The organism is Pantoea sp. M_9 (genome assembly GCF_008631385.1).
Classification (GTDB): domain Bacteria; phylum Pseudomonadota; class Gammaproteobacteria; order Enterobacterales; family Enterobacteriaceae; genus Pantoea; species Pantoea eucrina.
Genome location: NZ_VWUF01000001.1, coordinates 436529 through 451844 on the forward strand (window position 1 = coordinate 436529; position 15316 = coordinate 451844).

The 15316-nt window shown below is 53.1% G+C and carries 23 protein-coding genes; 12 read left to right on the forward strand and 11 right to left on the reverse strand.

All coding sequences use genetic code 11. The annotated features are described in order from the left end of the window. Positions 1–73 precede the first annotated feature (73 nt). A complete protein-coding gene (locus tag F3I15_RS01980) occupies positions 74–1399 on the reverse strand; it encodes a FliC/FljB family flagellin (protein ID WP_150016354.1) in 1326 nt (441 codons plus the stop codon). A gap of 335 nt (positions 1400–1734) precedes the next feature. On the opposite strand from F3I15_RS01980, the gene fliD reads away from it, so the two are divergent. From fliD to fliT, 3 genes are read left to right on the forward strand one after another with little or no spacing between them, the layout of a single operon-like run. Continuing rightward, complete coding sequence (gene fliD, locus F3I15_RS01985; protein ID WP_150016355.1) at positions 1735–3156, forward strand: flagellar filament capping protein FliD; 1422 nt, start codon at positions 1735–1737, stop codon at positions 3154–3156. A 9-nt stretch (positions 3157–3165) separates the two neighbouring features. Next, on the forward strand, positions 3166–3546 hold the full coding sequence (fliS, locus tag F3I15_RS01990) for a flagellar export chaperone FliS (RefSeq protein WP_104085127.1): 381 nt from the start codon (positions 3166–3168) through the stop codon (positions 3544–3546). Between the two features lie 24 nt (positions 3547–3570). Further along, entirely contained in the window at positions 3571–3924 is a 354-nt protein-coding gene (fliT, locus tag F3I15_RS01995) for a flagella biosynthesis regulatory protein FliT (protein WP_150016356.1), read from the forward strand. A gap of 40 nt (positions 3925–3964) precedes the next feature. Here the strand turns inward: fliT and yedD are convergent, their stop codons facing one another. Further along, complete coding sequence (yedD, locus tag F3I15_RS02000) at positions 3965–4432, reverse strand: lipoprotein YedD (RefSeq protein ID WP_150016357.1); 468 nt, start codon at positions 4430–4432, stop codon at positions 3965–3967. A gap of 147 nt (positions 4433–4579) precedes the next feature. Between yedD and F3I15_RS02005 the strand changes: the two genes are divergently transcribed. Together F3I15_RS02005 and F3I15_RS02010 are read left to right on the forward strand one after the other, a co-directional pair. Then, positions 4580–4903: a DUF6388 family protein gene (locus tag F3I15_RS02005; protein ID WP_150016358.1), complete on the forward strand. Its 324-nt coding sequence runs from the start codon at positions 4580–4582 to the stop codon at positions 4901–4903. A gap of 308 nt (positions 4904–5211) precedes the next feature. After that, on the forward strand, positions 5212–5451 hold the full coding sequence (locus F3I15_RS02010) for a DinI-like family protein (RefSeq protein ID WP_039385064.1): 240 nt from the start codon (positions 5212–5214) through the stop codon (positions 5449–5451). A gap of 19 nt (positions 5452–5470) precedes the next feature. Here F3I15_RS02010 and F3I15_RS02015 read toward each other — a convergent pair whose 3' ends face one another. The 4 genes from F3I15_RS02015 to F3I15_RS02030 all read right to left on the reverse strand — a co-directional run bounded on the left by F3I15_RS02015 (position 5471) and on the right by F3I15_RS02030 (position 7036). Beyond that, positions 5471–5737, reverse strand: a complete 267-nt coding sequence (locus tag F3I15_RS02015; protein ID WP_150016359.1) for a hypothetical protein — start codon at positions 5735–5737, stop codon at positions 5471–5473. Between the two features lie 145 nt (positions 5738–5882). Further along, complete coding sequence (locus F3I15_RS02020) at positions 5883–6287, reverse strand: hypothetical protein (protein ID WP_150016360.1); 405 nt, start codon at positions 6285–6287, stop codon at positions 5883–5885. Between the two features lie 88 nt (positions 6288–6375). Further along, on the reverse strand, positions 6376–6666 hold the full coding sequence (locus tag F3I15_RS02025) for a hypothetical protein (RefSeq protein WP_150016361.1): 291 nt from the start codon (positions 6664–6666) through the stop codon (positions 6376–6378). Continuing rightward, complete coding sequence (locus tag F3I15_RS02030; protein ID WP_039385067.1) at positions 6647–7036, reverse strand: hypothetical protein; 390 nt, start codon at positions 7034–7036, stop codon at positions 6647–6649. The genes F3I15_RS02025 and F3I15_RS02030 overlap by 20 nt, the downstream gene beginning before the upstream one ends. Before the next feature lie 140 nt (positions 7037–7176). Between F3I15_RS02030 and F3I15_RS02035 the strand changes: the two genes are divergently transcribed. After that, the gene (locus F3I15_RS02035; RefSeq protein ID WP_150016362.1) at positions 7177–7833 is read left to right on the forward strand and encodes a helix-turn-helix domain-containing protein; all 657 of its coding nucleotides are present in this window, start codon (positions 7177–7179) and stop codon (positions 7831–7833) included. Between the two features lie 17 nt (positions 7834–7850). Here the strand turns inward: F3I15_RS02035 and F3I15_RS02040 are convergent, their stop codons facing one another. Then, a complete protein-coding gene (locus tag F3I15_RS02040) occupies positions 7851–8096 on the reverse strand; it encodes a hypothetical protein (RefSeq protein WP_150016363.1) in 246 nt (81 codons plus the stop codon). Positions 8097–8338: 242 nt separating this feature from the next. Here F3I15_RS02040 and F3I15_RS02045 point away from each other — a divergent pair, with 242 nt between their 5' ends. Then, positions 8339–9550: a diguanylate phosphodiesterase gene (locus tag F3I15_RS02045; RefSeq protein WP_150016364.1), complete on the forward strand. Its 1212-nt coding sequence runs from the start codon at positions 8339–8341 to the stop codon at positions 9548–9550. A gap of 31 nt (positions 9551–9581) precedes the next feature. Here the strand turns inward: F3I15_RS02045 and F3I15_RS02050 are convergent, their stop codons facing one another. Further along, complete coding sequence (locus F3I15_RS02050; protein ID WP_065649034.1) at positions 9582–9770, reverse strand: hypothetical protein; 189 nt, start codon at positions 9768–9770, stop codon at positions 9582–9584. A 978-nt stretch (positions 9771–10748) separates the two neighbouring features. Between F3I15_RS02050 and F3I15_RS18135 the strand changes: the two genes are divergently transcribed. From F3I15_RS18135 to F3I15_RS02055, 3 genes are all read left to right on the forward strand, one after another. Continuing rightward, positions 10749–10925 (forward strand): hypothetical protein, encoded by a 177-nt coding sequence (locus F3I15_RS18135; RefSeq protein ID WP_158086436.1) that lies wholly within the window; start codon positions 10749–10751, stop codon positions 10923–10925. Between the two features lie 84 nt (positions 10926–11009). After that, entirely contained in the window at positions 11010–11183 is a 174-nt protein-coding gene (locus F3I15_RS18140; RefSeq protein ID WP_190314876.1) for a hypothetical protein, read from the forward strand. A 210-nt stretch (positions 11184–11393) separates the two neighbouring features. Then, complete coding sequence (locus tag F3I15_RS02055; protein WP_094111339.1) at positions 11394–11786, forward strand: YgiW/YdeI family stress tolerance OB fold protein; 393 nt, start codon at positions 11394–11396, stop codon at positions 11784–11786. 48 nt (positions 11787–11834) lie between these two features. Here F3I15_RS02055 and F3I15_RS02060 read toward each other — a convergent pair whose 3' ends face one another. Further along, positions 11835–12146, reverse strand: coding sequence for a hypothetical protein (locus F3I15_RS02060; protein WP_039385086.1), 312 nt, complete (start codon positions 12144–12146; stop codon positions 11835–11837). A gap of 394 nt (positions 12147–12540) precedes the next feature. Between F3I15_RS02060 and F3I15_RS02065 the strand changes: the two genes are divergently transcribed. Further along, on the forward strand, positions 12541–12798 hold the full coding sequence (locus F3I15_RS02065; protein ID WP_065649031.1) for a biofilm development regulator YmgB/AriR family protein: 258 nt from the start codon (positions 12541–12543) through the stop codon (positions 12796–12798). 30 nt (positions 12799–12828) lie between these two features. Here F3I15_RS02065 and umuC read toward each other — a convergent pair whose 3' ends face one another. Beyond that, entirely contained in the window at positions 12829–14091 is a 1263-nt protein-coding gene (gene umuC, locus F3I15_RS02070; RefSeq protein WP_150016365.1) for a translesion error-prone DNA polymerase V subunit UmuC, read from the reverse strand. Next, complete coding sequence (umuD, locus tag F3I15_RS02075; RefSeq protein ID WP_150016366.1) at positions 14092–14514, reverse strand: translesion error-prone DNA polymerase V autoproteolytic subunit; 423 nt, start codon at positions 14512–14514, stop codon at positions 14092–14094. 280 nt (positions 14515–14794) lie between these two features. Here umuD and F3I15_RS02080 point away from each other — a divergent pair, with 280 nt between their 5' ends. After that, positions 14795–15121, forward strand: coding sequence for a four-helix bundle copper-binding protein (locus F3I15_RS02080; RefSeq protein WP_150016367.1), 327 nt, complete (start codon positions 14795–14797; stop codon positions 15119–15121). Positions 15122–15316: the final 195 nt, after the last annotated feature.

Genomic DNA, 15316 nt, shown 5'->3' on the forward strand with positions numbered 1-15316 from the left:
AGCAGGTGATACCGGTTTTACAGGCAAAAAAAACCCCGCCGGAGCGGGGTTTTGCTGCTTACGCGGAGAGCGATTAGCCCTGCAGCAGAGAGAGAACCTGCTGTGGAACCTGGTTCGCTTTGCCCAGCACGGAGTTACCCGCCTGCTGAACGATCTGCGCTTTAGACATGTTTGACACTTCAGTTGCGTAGTCCGCATCCTGGATACGAGACTGCGCTGAGGTCAGGTTAGTAGTGGTGTTGTTCAGGTTGGTGATAGCAGAGTTCAGACGGTTCTGCACCGCACCCAGGCTTGAACGGAATTTATCTACAGATGAGATAGCTTTGTCCAGCAGCGCAAGTGGATCGTTGCTTGCTGCACCAGCGAATTCAGCCGTTGCCGCAGTAGCGCCGTTCTGGCTCAGCTCGATTTTAGCCTGGTTACCAGTATCACCATCAATAGTGACTTTGGTGGCCGCCGCTGCACTGGTTGCACCGTTAGCGTTTACCAGTGAACCGGTTGCGGCAAAGTTTTTGCCCTGTACGGTAACGAAACCAACCGCGTTACCATCTTTATCAGCGCCAACCTGTACCAGGCTACCAGTCTGAGTAGCGTCGGCAACGCCGTTCGCTTTGTCGTTATAAGTGACGTCTGCTTTGTTCAGCTTAACGGTACCGTCCTGAGCAACAGAAGCCGCATAGCTCTTATCACCATTCTGTACCACGTAAGTTGAAGTCGCTGCGCCATCTTTAGTGACGTTGCGCAGGGTAAGTGCGCTGGCATCAGTAACGCCCAGGTCGGTTGCTACTGAAGCATCCATCTTCACTGCGATTGGTGCACCAGCGCCGCTTGGGATCTGAGTGATTGGTGCGCTTGTTTCCAGCTTGTTGTTTGATACAGAGAAACCGCTCAGGCCCAGAGTAGATGAGTCGATTTTTTTCAGGTCGATAGAGATAGTTTCGCCATCGTTCGCGCCAACCTGAATCTTCATGCTGCCATCTTTCGCCAGCACGTTTACGCCGTTGAACTGGGTCTGACCCGATACGCGGTCAATTTCGCCCAAACGGGATTTGATTTCGTCCTGGATTGAAGAGAGGTCTGAGTTTGAGTTGGTGCCGTTCTGTGCCTGTACGGTCAGTTCACGTACACGCTGCAGGTTGTTGTTGATTTCAGACAGCGCGCCTTCAGTGGTCTGCGCAGCTGAGATACCGTCATTGGCGTTACGGGCTGCCTGAGTCAGGCCTTTGATGTTAGACGTGAAACGGTTAGCGATAGCCTGGCCTGCTGCGTCATCTTTCGCGCTGTTGATACGCAGACCAGATGACAGACGCTCCATAGAGGTAGAGAGAGCAGACTGGTTTTTGTTGATGTTGTTCTGAGTGATCAGCGAGAGGCTGTTAGTGTTAATGACCTGGGCCATGATAAAGTTTCCTGTTTAATCAAGTCTTTCGGTTAAGGTGTGGGCTTCAACCCGTCGGCTTCATCGCCGTCAAAGTTGTTATCGTCTGCCCCTGAACAACCTTTAGATTTTTTTTAGGACCGGGTGAATTTTTTCGCTTCACCTGCCATGCTTCTGGTTATCGCCACCCGTTTGCACTTCTTTAGCCCCGCTTACCTTTTTTTTAGCGCCCGAATTACCTCCTTTACGCCCCTCTATTCCGTTTATCACTCACCGGTTATTAATTCTAAACTTTGCCGCGTTGACGCCGATAATTGCGCTATTCACTCTCCGCACCGACAGGAAAAGGACACTACATGGCCAGCATCTCTTCACTCGGCGTCGGCTCAGGCCTGCAGCTTGGCGATATTCTCGATAGCTTAACCAGCGCAGAAAAAGCGAGCTTAAAGCCGATTACCACCCAGCAGAGCGCCTATACCGCGAAACTCAGCGCCTACGGCACGCTCTCGAGCGCGCTGACCGCGTTCCAGACCGCCAATAGCGCGCTTAACAGTGCCGATGTCTTCAGCGCCACCACCGCAACCAGCAGCAGCACGGCGTTCAGCGCCACGACCTCCGGCAGCGTGGTGGCAGGTAAATACAGTATCAACGTGACGCAGCTGGCGCAGGCGCAGACGCTGACCTCCGCGGCGCAGAGCAGCAACAGCAGCGCGCTCGGCGACAGCGCCGCCAGCCGCACCCTGACCATTAAGCTTGCCGACGGCAGCAGCAAAGATATTGCGCTCACCAGCGACCAGACCTCGCTCACCGGCATGCGCGATGCGATCAATAAAGCGAACGCTGACGTCTCTGCCAGCATCATTAAGAGCAACGAGGGCGAGTACCGCCTGTCGCTGACCGCGACCAAAACCGGTGAGGCAAACGCCGTCTCGGCGGTCAGCGTCAGCGGCGACGACACGCTGCAGGCAGTGGTCGGCTTTGATGAAAATGATATCGCAGCGAACAACAAGCTCAGCGTCAGCGTCGCGGCGCAAAACGCGCAGCTCACCGTGAACAATATTCCGATCGTCAATAGCAGCAACAGCATCAGCGACGCGCTGGAAGGGATCACCCTGAATCTGACCGCGACCACCAGCGGCAGCCAGACGCTCACCGTGGCGCAGGACACATCAAAAGCCACCACTGCGGTAACCAATTTTGTTAACGCCTATAACACGCTGCTCGATCAGTTCAGTTCGCTGACCAAATACACCGCGGTGGAAAAAGGGGCCGACGCGCAGGACAGCAGCAACGGCGCGCTGGTCGGTGACAGCACCCTGCGCAGCATTCAGACGCAGATCAAGGGGCTGCTGACCAACTCCGCCAGCAGCTCCGCCTATAAAACGCTGGCGCAGATTGGTATTACCTCCGATCCCACCTCCGGGGCGCTGACGCTGGACGCAAACAAACTCAAAACCGAGCTGGCGAAAGATCCGGACGGCATTAAAGAGATGATTATTGGTGATGGCAAAAAAACCGGCATCACCACGCGCCTCGCTGAAAACCTTACCAGCTGGCTCGCCACCAAAGGTCCGATCCAGACCGCCAAAGATGGCGTCAGCAAAACGCTGAATGAGCTGACGCAGAAGTACAACGATATGAACACGCGCATCAACGATCAGATTGCGCGTTATAAAACCCAGTTTACCCAGCTGGATCTCGCCGTCAGCAAGCTCAACAGCACCAGCGACTACCTGACGCAGCAGTTTGACAGCATGACCAGCAGCTCGAAAAAATAAGGAGTGACCATGTACGGAGCAAATGGCACGCAGGCCTATGCAAAAATTGGCGTTGAGAGCGCCGTAATGAGCGCCACTCAGCCGCAGCTGCTGACGCTGCTGTTTGATGGCGCTATCAGCGCCGTGGTGCGCGCGCGTCTGTTTATGCAGGAGGGCAACATTGCGGGCAAAGGCAGCGCCATCTCGAAAGCGATCAATATTATTGAAGCGGGCCTGAAACAGGGCCTGGACGAAGCCTCAGGCGATGAGCTGACGCTGAACCTTATCGGCCTCTACTCCTATATGGTCCGCCGTCTGGTTGAGGCAAACATCCGCAACGACGTGCCAGCGCTGGAAGAGGTTGAAACGCTACTGCGCAATATCGCTGATGCCTGGAAAGAAGTCGCTTAATCTTAATTCTTAGGACGCTATGTTATGAATACTGCACCGCACCTGATGCTGGCCTATCAGCAGATCCTCACCCTCAGCCACGGCATGCTGCGCCACGCCAGCCGCGGCGAGTGGGACGATTTAATTACTCACGAAATGGATTACGTCAGTGCGGTGGAGCGTCTGGCGCAGAGTACGGAAACCACGCCGCCGTCAGGCCAGCTGCAGGAGCAGCTGCGTCCGGTCCTGCGTCATATTCTGGATAATGAGAGCGAAGTTAAACGCCTGCTGCAGGCGCGGATGGATGAGCTGACGCGGCTGGTCAGCCAGTCATCAGTACAAAAATCGGTGATGCGCGCTTACGGTCAGCAGGGCGACGTCTGGCTGCCGCAGGGCTGAATGCCTGCCCTCTCCCGCCGGGAGAGGGTCTCTTACTGCGTTACTGCGCGGTGTGCGCCGCAACCGGTTTCATCAGCTCTGGCTCAATATCCTGAATCACCGCCTCATCGGGCCGCTGCGCCACTTCCTCCAGCGCCTGCTGACACTCCACGGTAGGCTGTTCCACTTTGCGCAGGCGCAGACCATCATACTGCAGCTCACCGTTTTCCAGCACCAGCGGCATCACGCGCGACTGGCGATTGACGTTGACCCAGTTGTCGCTCAGACGGGTCAGCTTGCCCGGTTTCGCAATGACGCGCTGCCACTGACGACAATCCAGCGTATCGCCGTCGGCAGTGATAATCAGACTCCCCAGCGCCTGGCCGCTGATCAGCTTGCTCTGCGACCCGACGGTCTGCCAGTTGCCCTGCAGCGCGGCCGGCGCCGGGGTTTTTACCGCATCACTGTAGCTGTTAATCTGCGCACATCCGCTGAGTGCGACGGCGGCCAGCACGATCCACTTTTTCATTTTGATTCCCTGTCCTCGCGTTAATGGCGGCTACGGTATAATTTTTCTCAGGCGTAAGGCAAGCGATCTGCAGCAAAACCCGGCGCGCCTGACAACGCGGCAGGTTGCAGTTACACTATGCGCCGAGTTAACGACCCGGAACCGAGCATGAAAACCCCTGAAGAGTACTATAGCCTGGCGCGCAGCCTGTTTTTCACCGCCCACCCCACCTTTCAGGTCGCGCTGGATGAGCTGAGCGAAAGCGACGCCCGCGCGGCGAATATGTCACTGCGTGAACTGCGCGACTGGCACGCCGAACGAATCTACGCGGCCTTTATCCGGCAGAAAAAACTGGATGGTATTCTGTTCTCTATTCAGCTCGCCGAGCCGGATAAAGCGGTTGCCGCAGAGGCGATTGAAGCCTATCTGAAGACGCACGCTGAGGCGCTGGGTATGACGTGGGAAGAGTTTTGTATAAAGAATGAGCTGTAACGCTGAGTTATAGCCCAAAAAGTTGTACAAACCGAAGAATATAGTTGTACAAAGACCCGTTTTTGTATAAGTTACGCAGCATGACAACCGTCAAGGATTGTCCCTTAACGAATGGTGCGTTTGCGCCACCTCTGGAAGTGGTGCTGGTTTTCCACTTCCAGAGGTTCATTTTTTCCCCGGCTTTTTCCAGCGCTTTTCCTCACTTCGCCGATGCGTACACTTTTTTCCGCCTGCACCACCCGCACCCCTTGCTACTGTTTTTATTTACAGTAATATGATGCCCTGACCTTATTTGATGGATGGTTCTGATGTTTGTAGAGCTGATTTATGACAAGCGTAATGTCGCTGGCCTGCCCGGCGCGCGCGAGATGATTCAGGCTGAGCTCGAAAAGCGGGTACAGCGCGTATTTCCGGAGGCTGAAGTGCGGGTAAAACCGATGGAGCGCAACGGAATCGATACCGATTTAAGCAAAAACGATAAAGCGACCGTTGCGCGCATTGTCGAAGAGATGTTTGATGAGGCGGATATGTGGCTGGTGGCCGACTAGGCCACCCTGCCGTGTGCGGTTAGCTCTCCTGCTCAATATGGTTAACCGCAATCTCTAAATCCTGAATAGTCTGATCGATATTCTCCAGCAGTTTGCTCTGCTCATTGATCAGCTGCTCAAATCGCCCCGCATACACTTTATCTTTGTACTCGCCGGCATCAAACGCCAGCCAGTGTGCAGAGAGCGTTTCAGTATTGGTCTGCGCGTAGTGACGCATCTCTTTAAGCTGTGAGGTAACATCGCGCAGGTACTCAGGTTTGGTTTTAATCGCTTCTGAATCGCTCATGCTATTTTCCTTTTTGCTTGTTTTGCCCGTTAAAATAACGTCTGAGTGATTAAAGATAGTCGATAATAGCGAAGCCGCATTAAGAATAGTCGGAAGTGGGTTTCAGGCCGGGGCTGACATCCCTGTCAGTACAGATGGCTGCGCATCAGAGGTATTTGCGCGCCAGCGTCATCAGTTCCGCTTTGGCTGCCTCTCCCAGCTGGCTCACGCCATGTTCAACAAACGTAAACGCCTGGACAAAATCTTTCACCCCGGCATCCAGCGCCGCCGCGGCTGGTGACGCACTCTCTGTCTGAGCAGGTGCTGCCACCTCTGCCGGCGCAGCATCAGCGCTGGCGGATGCCGTTGTCAGGGGAGCGTCTGCCACAGGCTGTGCCGTTGCGTCAGCCGGTACGCTCTCCTCTGTTGTCGCGGAAGCCTCTGCGCTCGTCGCCACCTCTTCCGTTACCGCCGGGCTGGCCGGTGCCGTCTCGTTAGCAAAGTTCTCCAGCGGAGAAACATCGTGTGGATCCACTGCTGCTGCCGGGTTAATGCTCTGTTGTTCGCTCATGGTACTCTCCTTCTTTCGGGTTAACGATCGCCGCTGCCGTAGCCATACTGCGATCTGACGGGTAATACTCATCACTGCCTCCCTGCCGCTAGCTGCTGCGTTTAGCCGGTCTGGCCTTTTCGCGCACCAGTATGCCGTCGAGTTTCAGCTGCAGCTCTGAGAGCTGTTCTGTCAGTTCGGCCACCCGCGCTTCGCGGCGGTCAGAGATTTGCCGGTACTCTTCCCGGATATTTTCAACGCGCTGGTTGGCCTCGTTGCTGACGTAGATAAACATCGCGGTCATGGCAATGCATATCAGCGATAACAGCAGCATCATTCCCCCCAGCAGCAGCTGACGCCGGTGATTTCTGATCGTGAATTCACTGTTTATCTGCACCATCACGGTTCTCCTCAAGCGTGGTAATCAGTTGATTGATCTGACTGCGAAATTTATCGCTGTGATCGGTTTCAGTCGTTGCCAGCAAAATGCCCAGCGCATTTTTTATCAGGCGCAGATCGGTCTCCAGCGAAGAGATGCGGCGCAAATTGCGATCGTGGCGAATGCGCAACTCATCATTCTCCTGCCGCATCAGCGCATGACTCTCTTTCAGTAACATCACCTGCTCTTTGTAACTGGTGATAATCTCCCCGCCTGCACGATTGCTGGTTACGATGGTTGCAATGCCGGCCAGTAATGGTTTCCAGAACACCGCTGCTGCACCACCGCCGAGAAGCAGTGCGCCAACGCTGGTGATGAGACTACTCTCCATGCCTTACCTCTCAGTACTGGCAAGGGCTCCGCCCGGAATACACTGACCTCCCCTTGCCAGTCATACGATCAGTGTATTTTAAGTTTACTTTAACCATTTAATTTAAGTATACTTAAGTAAACCTTTCAGGAGTTGTCAAGATGCAGAATCAGGAAACGCCAGGCCAGCGCATTCGCGAACGCCGTAAAATGCTGAAACTGACCCAGCAGCAGCTGGCGGCAGACGTCGGCGTCTCGCACGTGGCTATTTCACAATGGGAAAAAAATGAGACGCTGCCGCGCGGCGAACATCTGCTCCGGCTGGCAGAGCTGCTGCAGTGTCCGGCGGCATGGCTGTTTGATGGTGAGGGGGAACCCTTTGCGGTTGTCAGCAGCCACAGCAGCGTGCGGGCTGTGCCACTGCTGACGCTGCAGCAGGTTACCGGCTGGCTGGATGAAACCCGCCTGCAGCTGCAGCGGGAAGCCGATCGCTTTCTCTACTGTGACAGTGCGGTAAGCGACAGCGCCGTCGCCGTTCAGCTGGACGATCGTTCCATGCAGCCAGCTTTTCTGCCCGGCGATCTGCTGATATTTGAACCACAGCGCTCTGCAGCGCCCGGTGAGGTGGTGCTGGCGCTGTATGCCGGGCAGGCGCTGGTCAGAACACTGCGCGTGCGTTCCCCTTCGCAGAATGAAGAGAATTTTTTATTGCGCCCGGTGAATGAAGATTATCCTGTACTCAGCACGGACAAACATGAGGTGCAGATTATTGGCGTACTGGCTGAAATGCGCCGGCACTATTACGCTGGCGGCCAGTAAAACCCCGCACCGGCCCGCTACAGCGTATCGGTCAGGCGATCGATAACGATGCGGCCGGCTGCATCCATCTGGGTAATACGGTAGTTCACGTTCCATGAGCGGCGGGTGTTGAACTTGTCGCTCAGCACAACGCTCCCTTTTGCCCTGCCCTGGCTGTCTGTGATCTGCCAGCGGGTAATGGCTTCCCGATCGTCCCGGGCTGCCTGTTTCTCCTGCTCAACAAGACGATCTTCTGCTTCCAGTTTCAGGTAATCACGTAACATTTTATTCCTCCGGCTAAAGCGGCTTAAGATACGCTTTTTGTTAATCCATTCAATCGAAAATATTTATCGTTGATGCAGATTCATTTCGACCGATTGATAAATTGAATTGACCCCTGTCTTGCCGCTACGCTTACCAGATAAATCGGTAAATATTATGCTGATTTAGCTTCTGTGCACTGGACATCCTGGTCTGTTCGACGGTTAATGTAAGAGCTTAAATAACGTTCCGGCAGGACAATTGCATGCTGACCACTATTCTTTATCGCAGCCATCTCGATGAACACGTTCCCGTCAGAGTTCTTGAAGATATCGTGGCCCGCGCCAACACCAAAAATGCGCTGTCGGACATCACCGGCATTCTGTTATTTGACGGCCGGCATTTCTTTCAGCTTCTGGAAGGACCCGATCGCGCTGTCAGACATATCTATGATCGTATTCGCCAGGATGCCCGTCATCATAATCTGGTCGAGCTGATGCATGATTTCGCGCCAGCGCGCCGCTTTGGTAATACCGGTATGGAGCTGTTTGATCTGCGTCAGCATGAGAGAAGCCGCGTGCTGCAGGCCGTACTGGATAAAGGCACCTCGCGTCACCAGCTGACCTACGACGATCGTGCGCTGCAGTTTTTACGCACCTTTGTGGAAGCGCGTGAAAAAGAGAACTATTTTGAAATCCCGCCGGCGAACACGTGGGAGTTTGTCGCGGATGAGTCGACGCAGTGTGAACTGGATGACTTTCAGCACTCGATTCAGGATTGCCGCTTTGCTTTCCAGCCTATTGTTGATCCTTTTTCACGCCGCATTGCTGCCTATGAAGCGCTAATCCGCACCCCCACCGGCGGTGCGCCGGAGGAGTATTTTGCTGCTTTCGGCGGTGATGCTATTTACCGGGCAGATATTCAGTCAAAAAGCCTGGCTTTTAATCTCGCCAGTAAACTCGGCCTGGGGCAGCATACGCTTACCATCAATCTGCTGCCGATGTCGCTGGTCACCGTGCCTGATGCCGTGGATTTTCTGCTCGCAGAGATCCATGCCAGCGGCCTTATTCCTGAACAGATCGTGGTTGAAGTCACGGAGAATGAAATTATTTCACGCGCTGATGCGTTTACAGCAGAGGTGCGGAAGTTAAAAGCGGCCGGTATCAGTCTGGCGCTGGATGATTTCGGTGCCGGCTTTGCCGGCCTCTCCCTGCTGGCAAAGTTTCAGCCTGATAAAATAAAAATCGATCGTGAAATTATCTGCGACGTCCATAAAAGCGGACCAAAGCAGGCAATCGTCCACGCGATTATTAAATGCTGCGCCTCACTGGAAATTGCCGTGGTTGCCGAGGGCGTGGAAAAAGCGGAAGAGTGGATGTGGCTTGAGGCAGCCGGCATTAATCAGTTCCAGGGCTACCTGTTTGCGCGACCGGCGCTGAATGGATTCCCGTCAATTGCGTGGCCTGAAATCAGATAGCCTCAGTCAGAAGCGTATCTCTGACGACGATTTACTGCGCCTGCAGCTGCTTTGCAGGCGCATCAAGCCGCTCGCTCAGAATGACATATTTCATCATTTCAAAGGTGCGCTGCGTCATCGGCACCGCGCTGCAGGGACGAAACCAGCCAAACTGCCGCTGATAGAACCATACTTCCGGATAGCGTTCGCCATCTTTCACCCAGTAATATCCATCTTTCATAAGCCTGTCGCCTCTGTTGCAGAACTGACATTCACCGCCGCCGTTCGCGACATCATTAAGTGTAGCAGCTGTCACTCCGGACGGGATATATTGATATTCTGCTCGTCGTCCTGTCAGCTATCTGCAAAATACATTTAATTTTAAAGCGCAGAGAATAATCTGCTGCGGCAATAAGCTGTTATAAATTACCTTCAACCCTGCAACGTTTTATTGCTGCAGTTCTTCATACATTATTACGCTGTTAATTATTTAGCTGCATCGCTTATTCATTGATTCAGCGCCCTGCTCAGGCTGAGCCCGCACGATAACAATACGTCTGGGATAGCGTCACGCCTGACCCTCTAACTTATACAGGAGCCTTCTATCTGTATAAGTTATATTTTGACATTTTATGTGGTCGGATGAGATTCTGCATTTTTACTTTAACCCCATCTGTTTTCAGGAATCCCGAATTTGTTCTGCCCGTCATGAGCTTACTCTGCTCAGACCTTTCTCTTTTGTATAAAAATAAGACGAAAGACAATGCATTTAGGCTGAGAGAAGCAGGATGTCAGACGCTTCTATACAGCCAGCGCAAACCTGTACAACTTTGAAAAACTGTACAACTTAGCCTGACTTTGTGTAAAGTGTGAAATCGATTTCGGCCGCTAAATTCAGGTCTGCCGGATAACGCTTGCGCTGTTCTGGTGCTGCGTTGCCGTTAATCGGGCAGCCTGTACAGAGTGGCCGTAAAAGCCGGATAACAGGTTTCTGCTGTGCCGTGTCTGATAAATGAAATTCAGATTCATAATGAACAGGAGCCCGGTTTCGATTAATGCAGATACGTATGTTGCGCAGAGGCAGAGGATATTCGGCGCCTCAAAAGGTAAGTTGTAAAATAAGCGAAGCGGTAAACAAGATTGATTATCGACTTTACCTGATACATCATTTTGCGGAAATTTAAGAAGGCGTGCCTTCATTCATTTCTGGAGAGCACTAATGGAAACGGGTTTTTACTGGGTGGGTAGCAGAACAACTGAGCCAGAGGTCTGGTTCTGGGATGCGGGGCGCGGCTTTTACCGGCCTATGGAGCCGATACCTCTCTCTCTGGCGCGCTTTAAATCTGCGGGCTTTGTCCTTCTCAGCGAGAAACTGACGCCTCCTGAAGAGCGCTGACGGCACATTTTTCTGTGCAGAACGGCGCGCAATACTTTTAAGCGCAGCGCAGCTGGACTATATTCCTCGCAGGAGGATAAGACGATGCAGGAAGGCTATTACTGGGTGGAGTCAGCCACAACGGAACCGGAAGTGTGGTATTACGCGGGAGAACATAACCGGCAGTGGTTTGGGCCAGGCAAAAAAGAGCCGCTCGATGCTGATGCCTTTGCCGGTTCAGGTTATCGGGTTATCAGTAACCGGCTCTCGCTGACCTGAATGCGCTGAGCATAACCAGACGGCTGCTCAGCGCCATAAAAAAGCCAGACCGGGTGCTGGCTTTTTTATGGCCGCGCAAAAGCAGCCCTGTAACGCTTCCCCTCTGCTGTATACCTTTTGTTCTGCTGCTCTATTAATTTGACTGCGCCCCTGCTCCCTGGCGAAACCTGTGCCAGGCTTAACGGGTCGATTGACTTCAAGGAGAGTGACATGAACAAAACTACATGGGCTGCTGTGATGCTGTGTCTGAGCTTTGGCGCTTACGCTGAAAAAGGGGGATTTGAAGCGGGTGAAACGCCACCGCCGCAGCATAAAGAAGATGCAGGCTATAAAGGATCGGAAGATACCGGTCAGACGCGCGTGTCGCTGATCCGCGATTTCCGTCAGGGCGGATATGTAACGCTTGAAGGTTATATTATCAAAAAAGTGGGCGATCACAGCTATCAGTTCCGCGACAGCTCAGGCACCGTACGTATCGATGCCCCTGCTGAAACCTTCAAAGGTAAAACCTATGACGCCACGGACAAAATCCGCGTCAGCGGTAAAGTCTATGGCAAAGGCGACAGCGCGCACCTGAAAGTCGCCCGCATTGATGAACCCTGATACCAGGCTGAAAAATAACTGCCGATCGCAACGATCGGCAGTGTTTTATCAGGCGCTGATTTGCCGGTAATACTGTACTGCGGTGTTTTTTCTGCTCTTTACCCGGTAACGCGCGTGGTTGATCACCGTGATCCACGAAGGATGAGCCGTATTGCGGCTGCAGCTATCGAGGATCGTCAGCAGCTCACCCCACATTTCGATTTGCACCATTTTATCAACGGCCATCTCCTCCTTCATCGCCTGGATAACTGCATCGACCTGATGTTTTACGTCGCTAAGATCTTCCCCTGTCTGGTGAGCAGCAGCAAGTTTACGGATTGCCAAAGCGTACACGTTGATACTGACCTGTTGTGAGTGCATGCGCACCTCTGTTGATTATTGGTCTGAGCATTAAAAGTAGCCTGACTTGCAGATTTCGCGCTGCGTTTAGCAAAATAAAATGAGCGCATAATCGTTGCCCGCTCCTGCCTGGTGACCAGCTCGTAAAATTTCTCTTTCAGCCGCGCTCGCGTGCAGGCTGCACGTTTTGATTTGCCCCTGGCTAACCTGCTGCTTATAAAGGAAATGATCGTTCTAAAAAATAGCGCAACTGTTTTGATGCATATCATCTACACGTACGACCACACAAAAGGGCGGCGAGTTAGTTGTACAACTATAGAAATCTTGTATAAGTTTATTGCAACGCGGTGGTCATGCATTGCTTCCACTGCCAGACAATAACACAGACGATTTCCCCTTTTTTGTGAGGCTTAATATGAAACAGCTTGCTACCCCGGAGTCTCAGCTCAGCGACTACTTTAAAACTACCGGTGAACAGTATCTGAGTGAACGCGTTATCATCTCTGAAATCCGGCTTGAACTGACCACGCGCAAAATCCGCGTGACCAACAAAGATATCATTCTGGCACTGATCATGCGGCTTGAGGCGGAACAGGATATTGTGAAGCAGGATATCTACCGCAACGCGCTGGAGATTGTGATCCAGCGTACGCCTGAAGATATGGGCAACTGAAAGCCAGCGCAGGACAGATGAACAGGGACGTTATTTCGCGACCGGCAGATCGGCATAGCGCGTCGTGTAAAACGGAGACAGCATTTCCCGCTTCATCGCCCAGGGTTTCGCGACCCCCTGCCCTGCAAACCACAGCTGCCCCCTGCCTTCCTGGTTTACCTTATCCATCACCTGCATCAGGGCTGCGCTATTTGCACGCGGCTGAAACTCATCAAATAGGTTGAGCTGCGCTACGCCCTGACTGAAAAAATCGCCCAGCATCACGCCCGCTTTCATATATCTCCGGCCATCCAGCCAGATACGATCCAGTGCGTCTGTCGCGACACGGATAATATCCCGGCTGTCGCTGGTCGGGATCGCCAGCCTGCCGAGCGCCTGATTGCCGTAAAATATCTCATCGCCGGCGTGCGGACTGGTACGGATAAACACCGCTATCTGCCGGCAGTACTGGCGCTCTGCTCTCAGCTTCTCTGCGGCCCGCACCGCAAAGTTGCAGATAGCCTCGCGCATATCGCGATAATCAGTGATGCGTGAGCCGAAAGAGCGCGAGCACACTATCTGCTGTTTGTCAGGCGCTAACGCTTCCAGCTCCAGGCAGGATTCACCACGCAGCTCCCTGACCGTCCGCTCCAGCACCACGCTGAAGTGTTTGCGGATAACCCAGGGACTCTGGTCAGCCAGATCTTTAGCCGTCATCACGCCCATGGCGTTCAGCTTTTTACTGATCCGGCCGCCCACGCCCCATACCTCCTCTACCGGCACCAGCGCCATAAGCTTGCGCTGTCGCTCTGCATCCGACAGATCCACCACCCCGCCGGTTTTGGTCCACTTTTTGGCCGCATAGTTAGCCAGTTTTGCCAGCGTTTTAGTCTGAGCAATACCCACTCCGGTCAGCAGATGCATTTCCCGGTATATCCGCTGCTGGATCTCTCTGCCATACGCTTCCAGCGGCTTATAACGTCCGAAACCGGTCAGATCCATGAACGCTTCATCAATCGAGTAGATTTCAACGGCGGTTGCCATCTCCTCCAGCGTGGTCATGACCCGGTCACTCATATCGGCATAGAGCGCATAGTTCGAGCTGAACACCCGCACATTGTGCCGCGTCAGTTCATCTTTCATTTTAAAATAGGGCGCGCCCATTTTGATACCCAGCTTTCTGGCCTCAGCCGACCGGGCGATCACGCAGCCATCGTTGTTACTCAGCACCACAACCGGCTCGTCTTTCAAATCTGGCCGGAATATCTTTTCACACGACGCATAGAACGCGTTAACGTCCACCAGCGCAAACATTTACGGGCCTATCGTCTTGATGGCGTGTCTGACCACACCAAAAATCTCAAACTGATCGGCGTCCTCAATCGCAATGATCGCGTGCGCCGCATTCATGGGCCTGAGATGCAGGAACGGGCGCAGCATAAGCTGCTTAACCGTAAATTCGCCACAAACTGAAGCAACTACCACATCACCGTGTCCGGCGTTGATTGAGCTGTCTACCACCAGCATATCGCCGTCGTTGATGCCCCCTTCAATCATTGAGTCACCGCTGACCTTAATGAAATATGTCGCGCTGGGATGCTGCACCAGCAGCCTGTTCAGGTCGATTCGCTGCTCGACGTAATCCTGAGCCGGCGAAGGAAAACCGCACGGAACGCGGCTGACGTAAAGCGGTAATTCAAGGATGGCGCGGATGTCCGCCGGGTGTAAAAGCTCCATATCCATGGTCTCAAAATGATTACTGTATATAAATACAGTAATAGCAGATCCCGTAAACGATCAAGCAAATACGCCTGATGTTTTTGTAAAGCCTGAGCGGATAAGACAAATTGAGTGAATTACAGGCGTTAATCGATGAATGTTCACGCAGCTGGCTATCTGGCGCGCGGGCAGAATCATAAAATAAGCGCAGTGCTGAAAAAATTATTAACGTATTCGCAATTTGCATAATCGAATATTTTTTCCAGGCTTAACAGGTAACCCTGACTAAGGAGAAGATATGCTGGATCAATACAAACAGTGCCTTGAAGCCTGCTACCTGTGTGCAGCCGCCTGTGATAACTGTGCCGCTTCATGCCTTGAAGAGGAAAACCTGGAGATGATGCGCGAGTGCATTCGCATGGATATGCAGTGCGCGAATATCTGTCGTCTCGCGGCACAATTTATGACGCTGAAGAGCGAATTTGCACCCGCGCTCTGCCAGCTGTGTGCTGAGATCTGCCAGAAATGCGGCGATGAGTGCGGCCAGCATCAGCACGATCACTGCCAGGCATGCGCGAAAGCGTGTCATCACTGTGCAGAACTGTGCCGTCAGATGGCCGCGTAATGGCAAAGCCTGAAAACCCGCTTACCGGCGGGTTTTAATCTACAGTGCATTGTGTTTTCCTGAAGAAACAGCGGTAACGTTAAGCTTTTTATTGTGTAATCAGAAAGGATGAGTCTCAGCTTTAAAATCCATGTCCAGCACAGGCTATTGGCTTAAAGATGTGCAGGCATTATTTTTTAATTGTTCGCTATCCTG